The 21,283-nt window shown below is 47.3% G+C and carries 24 protein-coding genes; 8 read left to right on the plus strand and 16 right to left on the minus strand.

What is annotated here, in order from left to right; genetic code table 11:
• The 5 genes from RT269_RS14105 to RT269_RS14125 form a co-directional block, all read right to left on the minus strand.
• A partial coding sequence (locus RT269_RS14105) for an undecaprenyl-diphosphate phosphatase (RefSeq protein WP_313183496.1) occupies positions 1–523 on the minus strand: 523 nt, incomplete at its 3' end.
• Between the two features lie 18 nt (positions 524–541).
• Entirely contained in the window at positions 542–1,216 is a 675-nt protein-coding gene (locus tag RT269_RS14110; protein ID WP_313183497.1) for a uracil-DNA glycosylase, read from the minus strand.
• 50 nt (positions 1,217–1,266) lie between these two features.
• The gene (gene hisF / locus RT269_RS14115) at positions 1,267–2,028 is read right to left on the minus strand and encodes an imidazole glycerol phosphate synthase subunit HisF (RefSeq protein WP_313183498.1); all 762 of its coding nucleotides are present in this window, start codon (positions 2,026–2,028) and stop codon (positions 1,267–1,269) included.
• Between the two features lie 11 nt (positions 2,029–2,039).
• On the minus strand, positions 2,040–2,648 hold the full coding sequence (gene hisH, locus RT269_RS14120; RefSeq protein WP_313183499.1) for an imidazole glycerol phosphate synthase subunit HisH: 609 nt from the start codon (positions 2,646–2,648) through the stop codon (positions 2,040–2,042).
• 71 nt (positions 2,649–2,719) lie between these two features.
• Complete coding sequence (locus tag RT269_RS14125; RefSeq protein ID WP_313183501.1) at positions 2,720–3,337, minus strand: hypothetical protein; 618 nt, start codon at positions 3,335–3,337, stop codon at positions 2,720–2,722.
• 153 nt (positions 3,338–3,490) lie between these two features.
• On the opposite strand from RT269_RS14125, the gene RT269_RS14130 reads away from it, so the two are divergent.
• From RT269_RS14130 to RT269_RS14140, 3 genes are read left to right on the plus strand one after another with little or no spacing between them, the layout of a single operon-like run.
• On the plus strand, positions 3,491–3,922 hold the full coding sequence (locus RT269_RS14130) for a DUF4430 domain-containing protein (RefSeq protein WP_313183502.1): 432 nt from the start codon (positions 3,491–3,493) through the stop codon (positions 3,920–3,922).
• Positions 3,919–4,437, plus strand: a complete 519-nt coding sequence (locus tag RT269_RS14135; protein WP_313183504.1) for a hypothetical protein — start codon at positions 3,919–3,921, stop codon at positions 4,435–4,437. Before RT269_RS14130 ends, RT269_RS14135 begins: the two co-directional genes overlap by 4 nt.
• A gap of 17 nt (positions 4,438–4,454) precedes the next feature.
• Positions 4,455–5,660: a class I SAM-dependent rRNA methyltransferase gene (locus RT269_RS14140; RefSeq protein ID WP_313183505.1), complete on the plus strand. Its 1,206-nt coding sequence runs from the start codon at positions 4,455–4,457 to the stop codon at positions 5,658–5,660.
• Positions 5,661–5,769: 109 nt separating this feature from the next.
• On the opposite strand, the gene RT269_RS14145 is transcribed toward RT269_RS14140, so the two are convergent.
• The 10 genes from RT269_RS14145 to RT269_RS14190 all read right to left on the minus strand — a co-directional run bounded on the left by RT269_RS14145 (position 5,770) and on the right by RT269_RS14190 (position 13,933).
• Positions 5,770–6,909 carry an aldo/keto reductase gene (locus RT269_RS14145; RefSeq protein ID WP_313183507.1) on the minus strand — a complete coding sequence of 380 codons (1,140 nt, stop codon included), beginning with the start codon at positions 6,907–6,909 and terminating at the stop codon, positions 5,770–5,772.
• Positions 6,910–7,194: 285 nt separating this feature from the next.
• The gene (locus RT269_RS14150) at positions 7,195–8,067 is read right to left on the minus strand and encodes a hypothetical protein (RefSeq protein ID WP_313183508.1); all 873 of its coding nucleotides are present in this window, start codon (positions 8,065–8,067) and stop codon (positions 7,195–7,197) included.
• Between the two features lie 17 nt (positions 8,068–8,084).
• Complete coding sequence (locus RT269_RS14155; RefSeq protein WP_313183510.1) at positions 8,085–8,792, minus strand: ABC transporter ATP-binding protein; 708 nt, start codon at positions 8,790–8,792, stop codon at positions 8,085–8,087.
• Positions 8,789–9,163 (minus strand): GntR family transcriptional regulator, encoded by a 375-nt coding sequence (locus tag RT269_RS14160; protein ID WP_313183511.1) that lies wholly within the window; start codon positions 9,161–9,163, stop codon positions 8,789–8,791. The genes RT269_RS14155 and RT269_RS14160 overlap by 4 nt, the downstream gene beginning before the upstream one ends.
• A 369-nt stretch (positions 9,164–9,532) precedes the next feature.
• On the minus strand, positions 9,533–10,492 hold the full coding sequence (locus tag RT269_RS14165; protein ID WP_313183512.1) for a polysaccharide deacetylase family protein: 960 nt from the start codon (positions 10,490–10,492) through the stop codon (positions 9,533–9,535).
• A gap of 146 nt (positions 10,493–10,638) precedes the next feature.
• Positions 10,639–11,355, minus strand: coding sequence for a PHP domain-containing protein (locus RT269_RS14170; RefSeq protein WP_313183513.1), 717 nt, complete (start codon positions 11,353–11,355; stop codon positions 10,639–10,641).
• Entirely contained in the window at positions 11,336–11,686 is a 351-nt protein-coding gene (locus tag RT269_RS14175; RefSeq protein WP_313183514.1) for a hypothetical protein, read from the minus strand. Before RT269_RS14175 ends, RT269_RS14170 begins: the two co-directional genes overlap by 20 nt.
• Positions 11,664–13,076 carry a [Fe-Fe] hydrogenase large subunit C-terminal domain-containing protein gene (locus RT269_RS14180; protein ID WP_313183516.1) on the minus strand — a complete coding sequence of 471 codons (1,413 nt, stop codon included), beginning with the start codon at positions 13,074–13,076 and terminating at the stop codon, positions 11,664–11,666. Before RT269_RS14180 ends, RT269_RS14175 begins: the two co-directional genes overlap by 23 nt.
• A gap of 87 nt (positions 13,077–13,163) precedes the next feature.
• Positions 13,164–13,586: an ATP-binding protein gene (locus RT269_RS14185; protein WP_054791100.1), complete on the minus strand. Its 423-nt coding sequence runs from the start codon at positions 13,584–13,586 to the stop codon at positions 13,164–13,166.
• Positions 13,586–13,933, minus strand: coding sequence for a DRTGG domain-containing protein (locus tag RT269_RS14190; protein WP_313183518.1), 348 nt, complete (start codon positions 13,931–13,933; stop codon positions 13,586–13,588). The genes RT269_RS14185 and RT269_RS14190 overlap by 1 nt, the downstream gene beginning before the upstream one ends.
• Before the next feature lie 234 nt (positions 13,934–14,167).
• Between RT269_RS14190 and RT269_RS14195 the strand changes: the two genes are divergently transcribed.
• From RT269_RS14195 to RT269_RS14215, 5 genes are read left to right on the plus strand one after another with little or no spacing between them, the layout of a single operon-like run.
• Positions 14,168–14,662: an NADH-quinone oxidoreductase subunit NuoE family protein gene (locus tag RT269_RS14195; protein ID WP_313183519.1), complete on the plus strand. Its 495-nt coding sequence runs from the start codon at positions 14,168–14,170 to the stop codon at positions 14,660–14,662.
• Between the two features lie 12 nt (positions 14,663–14,674).
• Entirely contained in the window at positions 14,675–15,232 is a 558-nt protein-coding gene (locus RT269_RS14200; protein WP_313183521.1) for an ATP-binding protein, read from the plus strand.
• 33 nt (positions 15,233–15,265) lie between these two features.
• Positions 15,266–15,643 carry a (2Fe-2S) ferredoxin domain-containing protein gene (locus RT269_RS14205; RefSeq protein ID WP_038278585.1) on the plus strand — a complete coding sequence of 126 codons (378 nt, stop codon included), beginning with the start codon at positions 15,266–15,268 and terminating at the stop codon, positions 15,641–15,643.
• A 12-nt stretch (positions 15,644–15,655) separates the two neighbouring features.
• Positions 15,656–17,443 carry an NADH-quinone oxidoreductase subunit NuoF gene (nuoF, locus tag RT269_RS14210; RefSeq protein WP_313183522.1) on the plus strand — a complete coding sequence of 596 codons (1,788 nt, stop codon included), beginning with the start codon at positions 15,656–15,658 and terminating at the stop codon, positions 17,441–17,443.
• A gap of 17 nt (positions 17,444–17,460) precedes the next feature.
• On the plus strand, positions 17,461–19,206 hold the full coding sequence (locus tag RT269_RS14215) for an NADH-dependent [FeFe] hydrogenase, group A6 (RefSeq protein WP_313183524.1): 1,746 nt from the start codon (positions 17,461–17,463) through the stop codon (positions 19,204–19,206).
• 129 nt (positions 19,207–19,335) lie between these two features.
• Here RT269_RS14215 and RT269_RS14220 read toward each other — a convergent pair whose 3' ends face one another.
• Positions 19,336–21,270 carry a DUF2264 domain-containing protein gene (locus RT269_RS14220; RefSeq protein ID WP_313183525.1) on the minus strand — a complete coding sequence of 645 codons (1,935 nt, stop codon included), beginning with the start codon at positions 21,268–21,270 and terminating at the stop codon, positions 19,336–19,338.
• Positions 21,271–21,283: the final 13 nt, after the last annotated feature.

Below are 21,283 nucleotides of genomic sequence, written 5' to 3' on the forward strand. Positions count from 1 at the left end.
CACCGGAACGTGAGGTACCAGGAATCAGGGCCAGAAGCTGAAACAGTCCGATCCAAAGAGCTGTCTGGTACGAGATATCTCCCACCTTCTGAACTTCAAAGCTCTTGTACTGGTTCCTGTTCTCAATGAGGATAAACAGCACACCGTAAAGGATCAGGGTCGCTGCCACTACATAGCCGTTCATCAGATATTCATCAAGGATATCATCCACCAGGACCCCGATCACTGCTGCCGGGATACAGGCTAAGATGATCTTTGACCATAGAACCAGAGTAGCCTGCTTCTGCGCCGGTTTTTTCCTGACGGAAAAGGGGTTAAGCTTGTCAAAATACAAGACCAGCACCGCCAGAATCGCCCCCAGCTGGATGACAACCAAAAACATGTTTTTAAATGCACTCGGCTGATTTAAGTGTATAATCTCATCCACCAGGATCATGTGGCCCGTACTGCTTATGGGAAGCCACTCTGTAAAGCCCTCCACAATTCCAAGAACAATTACTTTTAAAATCTCAATGATATTCATTCCTTTTCCCCTGTCTTTTTAAATATTTTCAATCTGCCAGTCGATAGGCTCCAACCCATTTTCCTTTAAATAGGCATTGGTTCTGCTAAAGTGTTTACAGCCAAAGAATCCTCTGTAAGCGGAAAGAGGGCTGGGATGAGGCGCCTCCAGAATGAGGTGCCTGGGGTTTGTCAGCATGACCTTCTTATTCTGGGCCGGACGTCCCCATAAAAGGAATACCATAGGCCGGTCCTGTTTATTTAAAATCTTAATGGCAGCATCCGTAAAGGTCTCCCAGCCGATCCCCTGGTGGGAGTTGGCTGCATGGGCACGCACCGTAAGCACCGTATTTAAGAGCATGACCCCCTGATCTGCCCACTTTTTCAAATATCCGTTATTTGGAACCTCGCAGCCAAGATCATCCCGCAGCTCCTGATAGATATTTACAAGGGACGGAGGAATATCCACATCAGGCTTTACAGAAAAACAAAGCCCGTGGGCCTGCCCATTATTATGATAAGGATCCTGACCTAAAATCACTACCTTTGCATTGGAAAGAGGCGTGAACTGAAACGCGTTAAAAATGTCGTTTGGGTCAGGAAAGACCTGGGTCATTTCATATTCATGCTTCACTTTCTGATAAAGTTCCCTGTAATATGGCTTTTTAAACTCTTCGCTTAAGGGTTCCAGCCAGTCGTTCTCAATTGCTCCCATTCTTTCTCCTTTGCATTTTTCGGGAAAACCCTTTTGTATAAAAATAAACTTTAAATCCTCACCGGTACTCCCATGACTTCCAAATACCGTTTTAATTCCATGATCTCCAGCTCCTTGTAATGGAAAAGGGAGGCCGCTAAAGCTGCATCTGCTTTTCCTTCCGTCAGGGCGTGATGGAAATGCTCCTTCGTGCCTGCGCCTCCTGAGGCGATCACAGGCACGGAAACATGCTCTGCTATGATGCGGTTTAACTCATCATCATATCCTGCCTTCGTTCCATCGCAGTCCATGCTGGTAAGGAGGATCTCCCCTGCTCCAAGGCTGTCTGCCTTCATGGCCCATTCCACCGCATCCAGTCCGGTGTCGATCCGGCCGCCGTTCTTATATACGTTCCAGCCGCTTCCATCCTTCCGCCTTCTGGCATCAATGGCGACCACCACACATTGGCGTCCGAATTTGCCTGCTGCGTCGGAGATCAGCTGAGGGGTATTGATGGCCGAGGAATTAATGGATATCTTATCCGCACCTTCTCTTAAAAGCATTCTAAAATCCTCCACCGTGCGGATCCCGCCGCCGACAGTAAAGGGGATAAATACCTTTTCGGCCACCCGGCGCACCATATCCACCACCGTATTCCGGTTGTCAGAGGACGCGGTGATATCAAGGAACACCACTTCATCAGCGCCGGCCCTGTCATAAGCCGCAGCAATCTCCACCGGGTCCCCGGCATCCTTTAAATTCACGAAATTAACACCCTTTACTACTCTTCCGTCCATCACATCCAGGCATGGAATGATCCTCTTTGTAAGCATCCTGTTCCTCCTTAAGTCAATTCAATGAAATTTTTCAGAATGTTCAAGCCAGTATCACTGCTCTTCTCCGGATGGAACTGGCAGGCAAAAAGATTCCCGTGTTCCACCGATGCCCCGAACTTTATTCCATAGGCTGCAGATGCAGCTACATCAGATTCCCGCCCCGCTTCTAAATAATATGAATGGACAAAATACACATATGCCCCGGAATCAATTCCTTTAAAAAGTCTTGTACCAGGCTTTATATCCAGACGGTTCCAGCCCATATGAGGAACTTTAAGCCCCGGCGTCTCCGGAAATTTCACGATCTTACCAGGAAGCAGGGAAAGTCCCTTAACCCCTTCGCATTCTTCGCTGCTTTCAAAGAAAAGCTGAAGCCCCAGGCATATCCCGAGAAAAGGCGTTCCTTTTGAAACTACCTGATGGATCACATCCACCAGCTCATACTGATGAAGCTTTTCCATCGCATCGCCAAAAGAACCAACCCCTGGAAGAATCACCTTGTCCGCAGAAAGGAGAATCTCCTTTTCCCGGCTTACCACCGGCTTTTCCCCCAATGCGGTCAAAGCTTTCTCCACACTCTTTAAGTTTCCAGCATCGTAGTCGATTATCGCAATCATGGCCGTCACCTCTTTACGTCTTTTTTCAACATTTTAACACAGTAACGTGTAATGTACAACGCAAAATAAGCCTATAATTTCCGAAAAAATTCCGTAGAACTTTCTAAAACAGCATCAGCCTTTCCCTTTACAGTTTCCGGCAGTTGGGCAAATATTTCGTGAATCCGGTACATATGGGCCTTTTTATTTATGGAGACCGTCTTCTCAAAAGGCCAGCGGATGACCGTAGGTGTCTTAAATCCTACTCCCAGTTCCAATACCAGCAGCTTTTTATTAAGGGTCCCTGACAGCCATGTGGTATAAGCCCTCCACTGGGGAAGATAGCCCTCTTCTATGTAATCCACTGCCTCTATGGTATTGCCCGTAAGAGGTTCTCCGCAATGAGGACAGACATCCTTTGAGAGTTCTTCCGGCTCCCAGATATCCTTTGTACAGGTTTTGGAGCACTGCCTCCATGTCACGTTCCCGCAGGGTGCTACCATCCGGCTCTTATCCAAAGGAGATTTAAATATCTCTCCATCGGTCACTGTGGTTACAATGAAAAAATCCTTGTCCTTTATGAGTTCATTCATTTTCTCATAAAGGCTTCCCAAATCCGGAATTCCCTCTGCGTTCCATTCCTCTCCGATTCCGATCAAAAGCTTCTCACAAGCTGCTATTTCTTCTAAAATCTGCTCATTCACAGTCATCTATCCACCTTCTTTTTCAAACAATACCCATTTATTATACATCAAAGGGTATTTTAAGAAAAGAAGGAAATTCTGTCCTTGCGGCGTACCATGAATATATGCTATACTAATCCATGCATTTAGTCAAATAATGAATAAGGAAGTCAGCAGATCATGAATAAGTTTAAGAGGCTTTCTCCCTTTTTGGGAGGCTGCGCCGCCATTGCGGTCCTGGCACTGCTTTTAGTCGTATATACCCTGACAAAACCGGTTCCCATGGCGGGGACAAAAAGCATTACCATTGATGTGGTATATGAAAACGGAGTAAAGGACCACTATCAGATCACTACAGAAGCGCAGTTTCTGTTAGAAGCGCTTAAATCCATACCGAATTTTCAAATTGAAGGAACCACTACCGAAGAATTTGGCCTCATGGTCACTACAATTAACGGAAAGCGGGCAGACTACCAAAAGGACGGCGCTTACTGGGCTCTTCTTTGCGGCGGGGAAACTTGCAGTTACGGAGTGAGCCAGCAGGCCATCAAGGATGGAGAGCGCTATACCTTTCAGTACACATTGACCTCTGAGGAAATAAAAAAATCATGAAAAATCATCCCCTGATTACCACCAGGGAGCTTGTATTAGACGCACTGCTTTCAGCCCTTTTATTTGTAAGCCAGGTAAGCTTGTCCTGGCTTCCCAACGTAGAACTGGTATCCCTGCTTCTAATTTTATACACCCTCGTATTCCGCAAACACGTATGGATCATCCTATACGTGTTTGTTATATTGGAAGGGCTGGTCTACGGCTTCGGCCTCTGGTGGTTTTCCTATCTTTATGTGTGGCCCATACTCCCGGCCGCCGTATTTTTGATTTATAAAAACAATACGCCAGGAACCTTTGGCATATCCCTGCTTTCCGGAATCTTTGGAATGCTGTTTGGATTCTTCTGTTCGGGATTCTACTTAATTTCCGGAGGCCCCGGCGCAGCGCTTACCTGGTGGGCGGCAGGAATCCCATACGATATCGTCCATGGAACAGGCAATTTCTTTCTGTCCCTCATTTTGTTTCAGCCGTTATACCGGCTGCTCACCTCATTAAAACGGGGTCAATCTCACTAAAAAAGGAGTGTATGCTTATGGAATCAGCAACCGTAAGATTAAAAAAAGGAGAAGGCCGCTCATTCAAAGCCGGCGGTCCTTGGATCTATGACAATGAAATCGATACCATCACCGGGGATTATACCAACGGTGATATCGTATCCGTGGAAGACTTTGACGGCTATTTTCTGGGTCATGGCTTCATCAATACCAATTCCAAGCTCACCGTCCGCATCATGTCCCGAAAAAAAGACCATGGGGTGAACGAAAGCTTTCTGGAAATGCGGGTCCGCAACGCCTGGGAATACCGCAAAGCCACTGTGGACACCTCCAGCTGCCGCCTCATCTTCGGAGAGGCAGACTTCCTTCCCGGCATTGTAGTAGACAAGTTTGGGGATATCCTTGTGGTGGAATCCCTTGCCCTTGGCATTGACCGGCTAAAGCCTGTAATCCTGGAAAAGGTGAAAAAGGTTCTGGAAGAGGACGGCATTAAAATCCGCGGCATTTACGAACGAAGCGACGCAAAGGTCCGCCTCCAGGAAGGCATGGAACGCTATAAGGGCTTTATCGGCCCTTCCTTTGACACGAAGGTGGAAATCACGGAAAACGGGGTTAAATACCAGGTCGATGTCCAGGATGGGCAGAAAACCGGCTTTTTCCTTGACCAAAAATACAACCGCCTTGCCATTCAGCGCTTATGTAAGGACAAGCGGGTCTTAGACTGCTTTACCCATACCGGTTCCTTTGCCTTAAACGCCGGTATTGCAGGAGCAAGAGAAGTTCTTGGGGTGGATGCCTCTGAGCTTGGCATCGCACAGGCAAAAGAAAACGCCGCATTAAACGGCTTATCTGACCGGGTGGCCTTTCAGTGCGCCGATGTTTTTGAACTCCTTCCCCAGCTGGAGAAAAGCGGAGAAACCTTCGATGTTGTCATCCTGGACCCTCCGGCCTTCACCAAATCCAGGAACTCCGTGAAAAACGCAGTTAAAGGCTACCGTGAAATCAATCTCCGCGGCATGAAGCTGGTAAAGGACGGCGGCTATTTAGCCACCTGCTCCTGTTCCCATTTTATGACCCCCGAGCTATTCACAAAGACCATCCGGGAGGCAGCCGCAAACGTCCACAAACGCCTCCGTCAGGTAGAATACCGGACCCAGGCAGCAGATCATCCGATCTTGTGGGCGGGGGATGATACCTCCTATTACTTAAAATTTTACATTTTTCAGGTTTGTGACGAGAAGTAAAATTAAGGGTCAATCGGATATTCTCAATCCGCAACCTGCCTGATAAGGCTAATAGAGGGTGCCCAAAAAGTAATTTGGGGCACCCTCGTCTACTCACTCATTCCATCCTTCAGCCGAGCAGCGAATCAGCTTCTATCATATTTTTAATGATCGGTACCCCAAACGGACAACGGCTTTCGCAGCTGCCACAGGAAATACACTCATCGCCCCCATGAGACAGGCTTTGATAATGAGAACGTATGGATGGTGGTATTGCTTCTTTATCCAGCCGTGCGATGTCCAAGTATTTGTTGACAGCTGCAATATCTATTTCTGAGGGACATGGCTGGCAATGTCCGCAATACACGCAGTTTCCATCAAAAGCGCTATGCACTTCGTTATAAATCCATGTGTAATCCTTATCAGAGTCAGATGCCGTAAGATATCTCATGGTGTCCTTCATTTCAGCCCGGGTTTTACAGCCTGTCAGGACACTGGCAACCGCTGGCCTTGAGAGTGCATAATGGACGCACTGCTGCGATGTCATCGGCCTGCTGTAAGGCGTATGTTCCGGTGACAGCAGTTTGCCGCCGCCAAAGGTTTTCATCACAGTAATACCAATTTGTTTCTGCGTACACAGCTTGTATAATTCCGCACGCTTTTGATCAATTCCGTCATAAGCCCCTGCCTGGAAACCATGATCAAGACAATCGAAAATACTCGCTTTCGTTGAGAGCATATCAAATGCAGGATTAATGCTGAACATCATCATCTCCGGCACTCCTGTCTCAATGACCTTTCTTGCAGTTTCAGGGTTGTGGGAGCTAAAACCAATGTGCCGGATGTCCCCCTGTTGTTTTAGACGCTCTACATATGTAACAAAATCTGTCTCAAAAACATTTTTATAGTCCTGCTCCGAATCAATAAAAAACATCATGCCAAAATCTATGTAACCGAAGACCCGCAGCAGCTCTTCAAAATACTGCTTAACCACAGGCATATCCCGGCTGATATCGTACTGCATATTTACATTCGTGGATCCGATATGCCCCTGTAACATCACCTGGTCCCGCTTGCTGCCCAGTGCTTTTGCGATGTTTTCACGCACTTCCGTACCGGGCATAAAAACATCCATGAGATTAACGCCATACTCAAGTGCGGCGTCAATCGTCTCCTTCACCTGCTCGTATGGCTTGCCGTCAAGGTGTTCGCAGCCAAGGCCAATAACGCTTGCATGCTTGCCGGTTTTTCCGACCTCTCTGTATTCCATCTTATTCCCTCCTGAATATATACCTTTTAATTTCTTGCCCGTAAGTTATCCGCCTTCTCCTATGTTTTTAACTGCCGGTCTCCGGTCTGGACAGCAGCTTTTCTATGGCAGAATTTTCCATTATATCCTCCGTTTGCCCTATTATAACTGTTATAGCAACACTTGTAAACAGAGAAGTCAAGATATGGTCTGGGATTCCGATTCAAAAAAACGCCTCGCAATTAATGAATCTATCATCAATTGCGAGGCATCATTTTTGATTGGTTTATAAGCCTTATTTGTACTTTATTCCAGATTGAGACGCTTGGACAGGATACGTTCCGTGCCGAAAAAGAATATCGCAAGCTGAATTGCGTTGTAAATAACCGAACCAATGAAGGTTAAGTGCATGACCAGGGAAATCCCTTGTGTATCAGGCAATTGATCAATCATGCGGAAGAACGATTGAAAGGACGGTACATTTCCCAAAATGATCATTGCAAGGCCGTTGATAAAGCTGAACAGCATGGATATTGCAATAAAGGCGACAACGGACATCATCACGCGGTTTTTGCTGGCCAGATGGCCAAGTGCCATAGAAAAGTACATGTGGTAAAGCTGGACCAGTCCGCTGACGATGAGTAGAACAATCAGCTCAAACACCAATAGCGGCCAGGACGAAACATGAGCAATCGCGCGGCTGATGGCATTCCATAACTGGGGATCTGTAATTGCTTTTAAAACCCTGTCAGCACCTGCAGTGCCCAGCACCAGAATAAAAATAGATGCAAAAGCCACCAGGGAGCTGGCCAGCGACATCACAAATGCAACCACGCCCTTTGCTGCGATCAGCTGCCGGGGCTTCACCGGCAGGGTAAACATCAAATAACCTTCATCGCACAGAAGGCCCTTATAAAACCGCTGAATAACAACGATCAGCGTCAGGACACTCATCGCGACCAGAACGCCGAAATAGGCGATGATGGAGAGCGTCTGGACCAGGCTGAGAAGGCCGCGGCCAAAGCTTAAGCCAGACATCAGTCCGTTATAATAACCGTTGGCCAGCGAGCCTAAGCCCAAAAATGCATTGAGAATGGATATGGCGATAATCGCCAGGTAAATAGGCACAAGCGTGCGCCCAATGGATTTAAATTCATATTTGCAAAGTTTGCCAAACATCTTATTTCCTCCTTATTCTAGCTGCTGTACGCGAATATTTCGCGGAACAGCTGATCGACTGACTTGCCTTCCTGCTCGCGGATGTTATCCACGGTATCATGGCGTACAACCTTGCCATTTTGCAGGAAAATGGCCTCATCCAACACCCGCTCGATATCAGAAATAAGATGTGTGGACAACATGACCGTGCCATTTTCATTATAGTTGGTCAAAATCGTGTTCAAGATAAAGTCACGAGCTGCCGGGTCAACCCCGCCGATCGGTTCGTCAAGCAGATAAAGCTGCGCCTTTCGGCTCATGATAAGCGCAAGCTGCACCTTTTCTTTGGTGCCCTTTGACATGGTCTTAAGCCGGTCACTTGGCTGAATGCCAAGAGCCGAGAACATCTCCATTGCCTTTGGGCGGTCAAAATCCACATAAAAGTCGGCAAAGAAGTCTGTTAAGTCGCAGGCCTTCATCCAGTCTGCAAAGTACATGCGGTCTGGCAGGTAAGATATGACGGACTTGGTTTCCACGCCGGGCGCATTGCCGTTTACCTCCAGCGTACCGGAGGTGGGCTGCAAGAGTCCGCACAAAAGCTTAATAAAGGTGGTCTTGCCTGAGCCGTTTGGGCCCAGAAGACCTACGATGCGGCCGCGGCCTACCGTTAAATCAATATGGTCAAGGGCGGGCTTCGTTCCATAATTCTTAGTCAGGCCACGCGCAGTGATAAGTTCCTGATTCATACATGTTCCTCCTTTTTATCCCACGCGGCAAACAGCTCGCGGATTTGTTCATCGGTGTAGCCCAGGGCACGCATGGACGCAAGAAATTCATCCATCCGCGCATAGGCAAACTCCTTCCGCACGTTGTGGATGAGTGACAGATCCTCAGTAACGATCCGTCCAGCTGTGCGGCGGGTTTCTACTAACCCCCTGCTTTCCAGCTCCGCCAGTGCACGCTGCATCGTATTCGGGTTGACCCCTGCCTCACCGGCCAGCGCGCGTACCGTCGGCACAGCCGAGCCAGGTGCATATAAGCCGGACACGATGCGCAAAGTGAGCTGTTCGACAAGTTGTATCCAGATCGGCCGGTCATCGGTCAGTTTCCAGATCATAATATTGCCTCCTTTTGTTTGCTGTATCATAGTATTGTAATATTAAGGATCATTGTACTTTTGTATTGTTGTACTAATACCTTAATACAAGAATACAATTATTCTGATTATTTGTCAATAGGTATTTTTAAAATATAGTTTTTCAAACTATTGCCATAACTTGTTTCTCCCATACTCCCTTCGTTAACCTGACTGATAACCCGTTGGATTTAACAATGGTCAATGGGATATTCGCTATTATCGCTATTTGATGAGGTTGAATTGGGCATGATGATGGCGGTCAGCACAAATAAAAAAGTTTGAGCCCCCAACATAAGGGACTCAAACACGTTCCGTTTCTTATTAGAATCTGTACACTTTCTTCATCCTTTATGGATAAAAGTGAAAATAAACTCCGCCCGGGGCAGCTCCTCCCCGAAGCGCGGCCATCTCACTTACCGTAACCAGCTGGTAGCCTGCCTCCGTAAGTCTGGGAATTATTTCAAGGGCTGCTGCTCCGGTCTGGGAATAAAGCTCATGCATCAGAACAATGTCCCCATCCCGTACCTGGCTCATTACCGCATTTACCGTTTTACCGGTATTTCGCGTCTTCCAGTCCTTTGTATCAATACTCCACATAATCACGGGAGCTTGTACATTTGCAAGGACCGTGCCGTTTTTTGCTCCTCCCGGCGTTCTTACCAGGGAAGGTCTGACGCCGCAGGCAGCTTGTACCGCATCATTGCATTTGTTTATCTGGCTCTGGATCTGGGATCCGCTTAACTTTGTCAGATTCTTGTGCTCGTATGTGTGATTGCCGATTTCATGTCCTTCCGCAACCATGCGCTGCAGTTCTGTCCCATAAGAAGGAACACGGCTTCCCACCACGAAAAACGTGGCTTTTCCGCCGTACTGTGCCAGACAATCCATGATCTGATTTCCCACGGGTGCAAACGGGCCGTCATCAAAGGTCAGAGCCACCATGGGCCTTGAAGGGTCTATCTGGCGTCCTGCGGCTGCCTGTTCCTGGCTCTCCTGTGTATCGGCCTCCTGCTGCCCTTCTGCCGCGGACCCGGCATTTAAGTCCTGGCCCTCCGCGCTGCTCTGACTCTCGTCACCGGCTCCGTCTTCCGTATGCTTTCCCGGTTGTTCTGAAATATTACCATTCCCGTCTACCCACCTGGCCACACCTGGTCCCAGGTTTTCATCTATCCAGTCATTCCGTACTTCCGATGCCTCCTGGCCCGATGCTGTTTCATCCGCCATGGAAGGAAACGGTGTTGCCGGTACGAACGCTGTCACAAGTGCCACGGTCATCAGACCAAAGCCCAATTGTAATAGTTTTTTCATGTTACATCTCTCCTTTCCCCTTTTTTTGTCCGTGTTTTCCGGACAAACAGGTATATTACCTGCAGGGTGTTTTCCTGTTACTAACCACTACTATACAGGAAACAGGAGGAAATTGGAAGAAAATTTCCAAACTTAAATAAAAAGACCTAGCGGTGCAGGAGCGCACGGACCACTGCATCCATGCTTTTTTCCTCTGCTTCGATCGTTAACCTTGGCTCATGAATGTCTTCCAGATAATGTGCATCGGAATTGCTGATGATCCTGCAGCCCTCCAGATATGGGTTCTTTTTCTTAAGCTCATGAAGCTTTGTAAGGTCCTTTACCTCCGCCGTTTCAAACTGGCTGTCAGGAGGCACAAAGCCCAAATTTGAGAGCAGGCTGTTGGCAGGCTTATCGATATGAGCCGGGAACATGACGCCTCCATAGGACCGGACCAGGCCCCACAACTGATCAAAAGAGATGTCCACGCTGTTGATGAGAAGATTTGGCACTGTTCCGCAGAGGACATCTTCCTTATTATATATCTGCTGCTTTCCAAATATTTCCTCATTATTCGGAAATGCCATCAACCGTTCATACACGTACTCATCAAACTCCATAGCCTTATCAAGGTCAGAAAACAGGCATACTGCATGTACCTCCTCCGATGTACAGACTTCCATTCCCGGCAAAGCAACAATCCCATATTCCTTTGCAAAATGTAACACAGCCGGACAATTTTTACAGGAATTGTGATCCGTCACCGCGATCACGTCAAGCCCTTTTAAGGCAGCCATCCCCACAATATTTGCCGGCGTCATATCATCATCCCCGCACGGTGATAAGCAGGAATGGATATGAAGATCATAGGTTAAGTTCATCATGAGGCAGCCTTTGATAGATCAGCAGGGCGGCCTCAAAGATGGGCTGCTCTGTTTTTAAAACCGTGATATCCTGGTCCGCCGCCTTTTTCACAGCCGCTTCGTCAAGAACAATTCCCTCTGCCATGACTACGCAGGCAGCATCTGCAAGTGAGGCTACCGCAAGGGTGTTTACATTTCCCATCACCGTTACCCATGCACACCCCTCTGCCGCTTTTCCCATTGCAATACTCAATAAATCACAGCAAAAAGGCTTTTTAATCTCACGGTCAAGCTCTTCTCCTGCATTAATTACTTCAAATAAATTGCTGTCAATCAGTTCTCTTACTGTCATTGCGCTTCCTCCCTTCTTTTCTGTCAAGCTGAGTCATTTCATCAGAAATTCTCTCGATGTATTTTGTCATGACCTTGAATTTCCCATAGCTGTCACTGTCGCCTTCCACGATATCAGCCGCCAGCCTGGAAACTTCCTCCGCCAGCTTATGCACGTTGTCCCTGAGGAAATAAACGCAGTCCGATTCCACCGCTTCTCCCCGCACAATGTCCTCGGCCAGGGCCTTGCAGGTAGGCGCACCGCAGGAACCGCAGTCTAAGCCGGGAAGCTTCTTTAAAAGCCGTTCCACCTGATTAAGTCTTGCAAAGCTTTCCATCATGGTTTCGCCTAAATTAAACACCGGTTCATAGTGAACCTCCTTGGTCCATTTTACCAGTTCCTCGGCTCCTGCATGCATATGGCTCCTTGCCACAGGCATGTACTTTCGAAGCCGTTTCAGCTTTACCTCCGCTACATATGGGTTTTCTACTGTAAGCACGCCGCCCACGCAGCCGCCGTTGCAGGCACTGAGCTCCACAAATTTCAGGTTCGTGAATTTCTGGTCCTCCATATCTTCCAGGACCCTTATAACATTCTCAATGCCATCTGCCGCCAGGTAATCCTCGGTAAACAGGCCGCTTGCCTCTCCTCCGCTGCGCCCCCAGCTGACTCCGATTTTACCTGAAGTCCCAATTTCAGGCGGATCATCTCCCACTGCCTTCATACAGGATAAAAGCTGGGGATATAAGTCCTTTATGGCAAGCACCTTATTCACTTCACTGTGTTCCGTTCCCAGAGGGGATTTCACATAGGTCACCTTGGACGGACAGGGGGAAATGAAAATGATCCCGATCTTATCCCTCTCAAGTCCGGTTTTTTCCATTGCTTTTTGGGCTGCAAGGATAGCTGCCACCTCCACCGGAGGATTTAATGGCAGGAGGTTTGGGATTAAGTTTGGGAACTTGACCCTTATGAGCCGCACCACGGAAGGGCAGGCGGTGCTGATGGCCGGAAGTTTGTCCGGATTTTCACTTAAATATTCCCTGGTAGCCTCGCTTACCAGCTCCGCCGCCGCGCTTACTTCAAATACATCATCAAACCCCATCATAAGCAGCGCATTTAAGACAATATTCACATCATCCAGATTGTTAAACTGGCTGTATAGGGATGGTGGCGGCAATGCCACCGTATATTCATACTGTTTCAGAGCCTCCAGCTTGTCATATGTTGCATGTTTAGCATGGTGAGGACATACCCGGATGCACTCCCCGCAGTCAATGCAGAATTTACTGTTGATCTGTGCCTTACCGTTTCTCACCCTGATGGCCTGAGTGGGGCACCGTTTGATACAATTGATACACCCCATGCAAAGCTCTTCATCAAGCCTTACTGAATGATAAAATTTATCCACCTTAATCCCTCATTTCCATGTTATAGCCCACGCCCTCTGGGCATAAAGGTATACCCGAAGGGTGTTTCCATGTTATTGCCCGCGTACTTATATATTCACCATCATACGAATGGTCGTTCCTTTTCCTATTACCGTATCGATCTCCATCTCATCCGAATACTTTTTCATATTCGGAAGCCCCATTCCGGCTCCAAAGCCCAGGGAACGCACCGCATCCGGCGCAGTGGAATATCCCGCCTGCATGGCCAGACCGACATCTGGTATACCTGGGCCCACATCAGCCAGGATCATCTCGATCCTGTCCGTAGTTATGTTAACGGTTATCTCTCCCCCTTGCGCATGGATCACCATATTGATCTCCCCTTCATACATGGCAATGGCCACCTTGCGCACCGCTTCCGGGGTGACCCCCATCTTTTTCAGCTTGCTTTTCACATCACTGCTGGCTTCTCCTGCTCTTGTAAAATCATCAGGTGAAATCCTGTAGTGAAACGTTATCATATCGGTCATCAAATCGCACCTCCGTGAAGTCCTGCCTCATAAAGCAGGCCGCAGGCCGAGAACATACGATGCCCGGTGGACAGGATAATGATTCCCCGCTCCTCTGCCATCAAAAGCATGGATTCATCCGGCTTTTTGCCTCTGACAAATACGATACAGACAATGTCAAGCATCTCCGCCGTACGGATCACCTGAGGGTTGCAAAGTCCCGTAAGAAGTACCGAATGATCCTTGGAAAACGCCAGCACATCGCTCATCATATCAGAACCGCAGGCACTCTTTACCTCCTCATCAAGGTGGTCCTCTCCTGCAAGCACCTTGGCACTCAGTTTATCTCTTACATCTCTTACTGTCATATTGATGCTCCCCTTTCCTTCTTCCTGCCAGCCTTTGGGCAGCCTGATTCGTACTATTCACACAATTCATATCATTATTAACTATTATAACATAAATAAGGCGCCAGGTATAGAAAGATTCCACGGAAGGATTGTTATTTATTTATCGAATGTTGCCGAAACTATAGATTTTTCATTCATAACATGTTAAAATATCATGTACATTGCATAAGCAACATATAAGGAGGTTATAAAATGGCTTGTAAAACACAAGGCGTCCAATTTAACGGGACCAAGGAGCAGGCAGCTGCTTTAAAGGAAGCAATCGCCCTGCTAGGAGACACAAAAGGATCTCTCATGCCTATCATGCAAAAGGCACAGGAGATTTACGGCTATCTTCCAATCGAAGTCCAGACCATAATTTCTGACGAAACGGGTATTCCCCTTGAGAAGATTTATGGCGTTGCAACTTTTTATGCCCAATTCGCACTTCAGCCAAAGGGCAAGTACCAGGTATCTGTCTGTCTAGGAACTGCTTGCTATGTAAAAGGTTCCGGAGACATCTTCCATAAGCTTGAGGAAATCCTTGGGATCACCAACGGCGAGTGTACACCGGATGGAAAGTTCTCCCTTGATTCCTGCCGCTGCGTAGGCGCCTGCGGCCTGGCTCCCGTCATGATGGTGAACGGGGATGTTTACGGCAGGCTGACCACTGATGATGTTCATGACATACTTGCAAAGTACGAATAGAAAGTCACGCTTATGATGACAGAGATTTCTTTAAATATCCTGGATGTGGCGGAAAACTCCACGCGGGCAGGGGCTGCCCTGGTTACCATTCTTGTTACCGTCGAAACGGCTGCAGACAAGCTGATTGTCACCATTGAGGACAACGGCTGCGGCATGACTAAGGAACAGGCACTTCAAGTGACCGATCCCTTTTTCACCACCAGAGGAACAAGAAAAGTGGGTCTTGGCGTTCCGTTTTTCAAATATGCGGCGGAAAGCACAGGCGGTAGTTTTTCCATTAAGTCAGAGGTTGGTACCGGCACAGTGGTAACCGCTGTTTTCGGACTATCCCATATTGACCGTATGCCCCTTGGTGATATAAACAGTACCATTGAAACCCTTATCACCTGTCATCCGGACACAGACTTTCTCTATATCTATCGTTACAACCAAGCGTCGTTTGAGCTGGATACCAGAGCTTTCCGTGAAATTTTAGGGGATATCCCCTTTGATACTCCGGAGGTATCGGCTTATATTAAGGAATATCTCAGTGAAAACAAATTGGAAACAGATGGAGGCGCGGCCATTTAGGTCCGTCGGTCAAAGTTGAATTGGAGGAATAACATGAAGACTCTTGAAGAATTAAAAGCAATTCGGGAAAAGATGCAGGGTCAGGTCAGTATGCGCGGCGAAGATCACGGACGCACACGGATTCTGGTCGGCATGGCTACATGCGGAATAGCCAGCGGAGCAAGACCTGTTCTTAATACATTATCAAACCTGGTTCAGGAAAACAATATGACAGATCGTTTTTCTGTTACCCAGACGGGATGCATCGGCTTATGTCAGTATGAACCGATCGTTGAAATTCTGGAACCCGGTAAAGAAAAAATTACTTATATCAATATGACCCCGGAAAAAGCAGAAGAAGTTTATAAAGAGCATTTACTGGGTGGCCACATTGTTCAAAACTATACGTTAGCTTCAGCTGACATCAAATAAGGAGGAAACAGGATGTATCGTTCACATGTATTAGTTTGCGGCGGCACAGGATGTACTTCCTCTGGAAGCCAGCAGATCATGGTAAAATTAAGAGATGAATTAAAGAATCAGGGTCTGGATCAGGAAGTATCCGTTGTACAGACCGGCTGCCACGGCCTTTGTGCATTAGGCCCGATCATGATCGTTTACCCGGATGCCACCTTTTATGCAATGGTAAAGGAAGATGATATTTCTGAAATCGTAACAGAGCACTTATTAAAAGGACGTCCGGTGGAAAGACTGCTTTATGATGAGACTGTGACTCCGGCAGGCATCAAGGCTTTAAGTGATACAGACTTCTATAAAAAACAGCACAGGATCGCTCTGCGCAACTGTGGTGTCATCAACCCGGAAGAAATTGAAGAATACATTGGTACCGGCGGATATCAGGCTCTTGGTAAGGTTCTTACCGAGATGACTCCCGACGATGTGATCCAGACTCTCTTGGACAGCGGCTTAAGAGGACGAGGCGGCGCAGGTTTCCCCACCGGTCTCAAATGGAAACTGGCCAAACAAAACGACGCGGATCAGAAGTATGTCTGTTGTAACGCAGACGAAGGCGACCCCGGCGCATTCATGGACCGTTCCGTATTAGAGGGTGATCCTCATGCTCTTTTGGAGGCCATGACCATTGCCGGCTACGCCATCGGTGCTTCCCAGGGTTACATCTACGTACGTGCTGAGTACCCCATCGCCGTACAGCGTTTAAAGATCGCTATTGAACAGGCCAAAGAGATGGAGCTTTTAGGCGATGATATCTTTGGATCCGGATTCTCCTTTAACATTGAACTTCGTTTGGGTGCAGGTGCATTCGTATGCGGCGAAGAAACTGCACTTATGGTTTCCATCGAAGGCAACCGCGGAGAACCAAGGCCACGTCCTCCGTTCCCGGCACAGAAAGGCTTATTCGGCAAGCCAACCATCTTAAATAATGTTGAAACATATGCAAATATCCCGCAGATCATCTTAAACGGATCCGAGTGGTTTGCTTCCATGGGTACTGAAAAGTCCAAGGGAACAAAAGTTTTCGCTTTAGGCGGAAAAATCCACAACACCGGACTGGTAGAAGTTCCTATGGGAACTACTCTCCGTGAGATCATCGAAGAAATCGGCGGCGGCATTCCAAACGGTAAAAAGTTCAAGGCTGCCCAGACCGGCGGACCATCCGGCGGCTGTATCCCTGTGGAACATTACGATATTCCTATTGATTACGACAACTTAATTGCAATCGGCTCCATGATGGGTTCCGGCGGTCTGATCGTTATGGATGAAACCGACTGTATGGTTGATATCGCAAAATTCTTCCTGGAATTCACCGTAGAGGAATCCTGCGGAAAATGTACGCCATGCCGTATCGGTACCAAGCGTATGCTGGAGATCCTCGATAAGATCACCAAGGGCCAGGCAAAGCTGGAAGATTTAGACCGTCTGGAAGAGCTGTGCTACTACGTAAAGGAAAACTCTGCCTGCGGACTTGGCCAGACAGCACCAAACCCGGTTCTGTCAACCCTTAAGTTCTTCCGCGACGAATACAATGCCCATATTATCGATAAGACATGTCCGTCTGGTGTGTGCAAAGCGCTGCTCTCCTACCACATTGATGCAGAAAAATGTAAGGGCTGTACCCTTTGTGCAAGAAACTGCCCGGTTAACGCAATCTCCGGTTCCGTTAAGAACCCACATGTCATTGATCCTGCAAAGTGTATCAAGTGCGGCGTATGTATGGAGAAATGTAAGTTTGACGCTGTCTACAAGAAATAATGGAGGGAAATTGGATCATGGAGAATATCACAATAAAAATCAATGGCATGGACGTAAGCGCTCCGGCAGGCTCCACCATCCTGGAAGCTGCCAGACTGGCCCATGTTGAGATACCGACTTTATGCTTTTTAAAGGATATGAATGAAATCGCTGCCTGCCGTATCTGTACTGTCGAAATTAACGGCGGCAAAATGGCTGCTTCCTGCGTTTACCCCATTAATCCGGGCATGGAAGTATGGACCAATACACCTAAGCTTCGTGACTACAGAAAGAAAACGCTTCAGCTGATCCTTTCCAATCACGACCGTTCCTGTCTCTCCTGTGTCCGCAGCGGAAACTGCGAATTACAGACCTTATGTAAGGAACTGGGTGTTGATGTGGATGATTATTACGATGGAGACAAAACACCTTCTACTCCAGATGAAAGTGCAGCCCATATGGTGCGGGATAACAGCAAATGTATTCTTTGCCGCCGCTGTTCCGCTGTCTGTGAAAAAGTTCAGGGAATCGGCGTGATCGGACCTAATGAACGTGGATTCGCTACCATCATCGGCTCTGCCTTTGACAAGGGACTGGGTGAAACAAGCTGTGTATCCTGCGGACAATGTATCGCTGTCTGTCCTACCGGCGCTCTCTATGAGAAGAGCAGCATTGACGAAGTGGCTGCTGCCATTGCAGATCGGTCAAAGCATGTGATCATCCAGACCGCTCCGGCTGTACGTGCCGCTCTGGGAGAAGAATTTGGTTATTCCATCGGAACCAATGTGGAAGGCCAGATGGTTGCCGCTTTAAGAAGACTGGGCTTTGACAAGGTATTTGATACCAACTTCAGCGCCGATTTAACCATTATGGAAGAAGCACATGAATTCATTGACCGCGTGCAAAACGGCGGCGTTCTTCCGATGATCACCTCCTGTTCCCCAGGATGGATCAAATACTGTGAGCACTACTTCCCGGATATGACAGAGAATTTATCCTCCTGCAAATCCCCGCAGCAGATGTTCGGCGCCATTGCCAAATCCTACTATGCGGATAAGATGGGTCTGAAGCCAGAGGATATTGTATCCGTCAGCGTGATGCCATGTACCGCTAAGAAATTCGAAATCGGAAGAGATGACCAGGATGCCAACGGCTCTCCTGACGTAGATTATTCCATGACTACCAGAGAGCTGGCCAGAATGATCAAACAGGCAGGAATCCGGTTCACAGAGCTTCCTGACGAAGATTTTGACACACCTTTAGGCCTTGGTACCGGAGCAGCTGTTATCTTCGGAGCTACCGGAGGCGTTATGGAAGCCGCTTTAAGAACTGCCGTAGAAAGCCTGACCGGGGAAGAGCTTGAAAGACCTGACTTCACCGATGTACGTGGAACAGAGGGAATTAAGGAAGCTACCTACCGTGTAGGCGATATGGATGTAAATGTTGCAGTCGCTTCCGGCCTGGGCAATGCAAGAGAACTTCTTAACCGGGTGAAATCCGGAGAAGCAGATTATCACTTCATCGAGATCATGGGATGCCCCGGCGGATGTGTAAACGGCGGCGGACAGCCTCAGCAGCCTGGCTTTGTACACAATACAACCGATATCCGCAGTCTGCGCGCTAAGGTCCTTTATGATGTAGATGCTGCAAAGACCATTCGTAAGTCTCACGAGAACCCTGCAATCAAGGAACTTTATGAGACCTACCTTGGAGAGCCGGGAAGTGAAAAGGCTCATCACCTGCTTCATACAACTTACGTAAAGAGAAGAATAAACGAAATTTAAACTGTAATATAAAAAGAACTGCTGCAAATAAGTGTGCAAAAATGAGCTTTGATTGGTCTTAAAACCATATCAAAGCTCATTTTTTATGCCTTAAATATGAAGTTCCTATACTCTTATTCTCCTATTCACCTAAAGACATACGAACCCGTCGATCCCTGTAAAGTCAACCCTTTCTCTTCCGCCAAATGCAGATAATTCCTCCGGGCTAAAGTCTGAATCCGCGGCTTTCGTCAGATATAAAGCGATTAAGTTTTCTGATTTATCATAGAATTTTTCTCTTGTATACGAAGCATATAATAGGCAGGATTTTTTAGACACCGCATTGACATCCTCCCTGATACAATAGGAAAGTTTCTGCCATCCCGAATATAAAACGATTGCTGTCTGAAGATTTTTCGTTTTTGCGATTATGTAAGGAAGGCTTCGCTTTTCATATTCAACAATTCCTTCCTTCACTTCCAAAACCCCATCTTCTGCGGGAAGTCCGAAATGTCCTAAAGTCAATGTAAAAGACCTGTCATTTACCCTTACCCTGTCCACCCGAAGCGTACCGAAAGGAACTTCTATATCCGCCATATCGACTTTTTTTGCCCTGCTTTTCATAATATCAAAAAAAGCTGTCCGGTACAAAATACCCATCTCGTCTTTGCAAAAAGCAAAGGATGTGGGCACTTCCTTTCCATTTAATTTATATGCCATGGCTTCCGCCGGGGTTTTTCCCATCTTCTCCCATGGCAACGCAGAAGAAAATGCAGCTCTTGCATATGCGGGAAGGTAATCTGACGACTCATCAAACATAAATTTAGCCGTTTTTATTTCCGTAATGCCGCTTTCCTTGTGATTTACGAACCGGATGCCCGGCGCTTCCAGCGTACATACAAAGTCCTTTGTCTGATCCCAGGGATTCTCCTCTTTTTCAGTCCAGAAAGGATGTTCTTTTTCAAGAATCAGGCACAAAAAAGCTTTGCTGCACCAAAAAGGACTGCTCACACAGGAATAAGACTGTACCATAGGCAAAAATGGGCCATAAAAGCCGAGACAGGGAACCGAATTTACAAACATTTCTTCTTTCGTAATAAATTGCAGAAGATTTCCGGACATTATCCGGCGGGCAGAAGGAAAAGTGAAATCAGGAGAGCTGTCATAATTCTTTAAAAATCCCCCTGCGCAAAGGGCGGACGACGCACAAAAACGGTAGATCCCGCTCCGCCCCCAAAGGATGCTTTCGCCTTTTTCACTGAACATTCTCCAATAAGACGATAAAAATAAACCGATATTCTTTTCAAATACTGCTGCTGCTTCCTTTTCGTATTTGTAACCGTAATATTTACACCAAAGCGCGGCATCTAATATAAATTCCCAGGCACTGTAATAATCGAAGAGATTTCCGTCCCTATACCAGCCTTCGCCCGCATACAACGAGAGTAGATACTCCAGGTGGTCTTTATATAACACTTCATCCACCTTATAGCCTTCTATTTTCAAAAACGTAAGTGCAAGTAAATTAAAAAATCTCCAATTGGAATCATGGGTCCGATAATGTCCATAATCGGATAAGAATCCTGCCACAACATCCTTTTCTTCCTGCGTATATCTGTCCCAGATCACAGGTTTGGAAATGAGAAGGTTGATCCCCATGATCCCGCATTCCACGGTTTGCTGAAAAGGGCCAGGGCCAACCTTTTCTGCCATAAGTTCGCTCAAAGTCCCAAACCCTGTTTCAGCACCCGCAGTCATTCCCCGAACGATTTGATATGCGTAATAATCACGTACATTGATTCCGTTTAAGGTCAGGTTTTCGTCTTCCATTATCAGAGGAACCGCCATACACAAGGATCTTGCCAGGCCTTCAAATCGTGCCGCGCCTATGCGCCCCCTCTGATCGCCGGGAGACGGATAGCTTATTTTTTCTTCGTTTCTTGGAGGAGATACCGGATCTTCTATGGATTTCATATGAGAAAACAGTCCCCCAAGAAGAAACTTTCCCGCCTCGATCCAATGGCTCCTGTCCATTCCGCTGAAAGGGCTTAGTTCATAATTGGGATTTACGACTTCAAATTTCATAAAAACCTTCATC

Source organism: Lacrimispora sp., assembly GCF_032078915.1.
In the GTDB taxonomy this organism is placed as follows: Bacteria; Bacillota; Clostridia; order Lachnospirales; family Lachnospiraceae; genus Lacrimispora.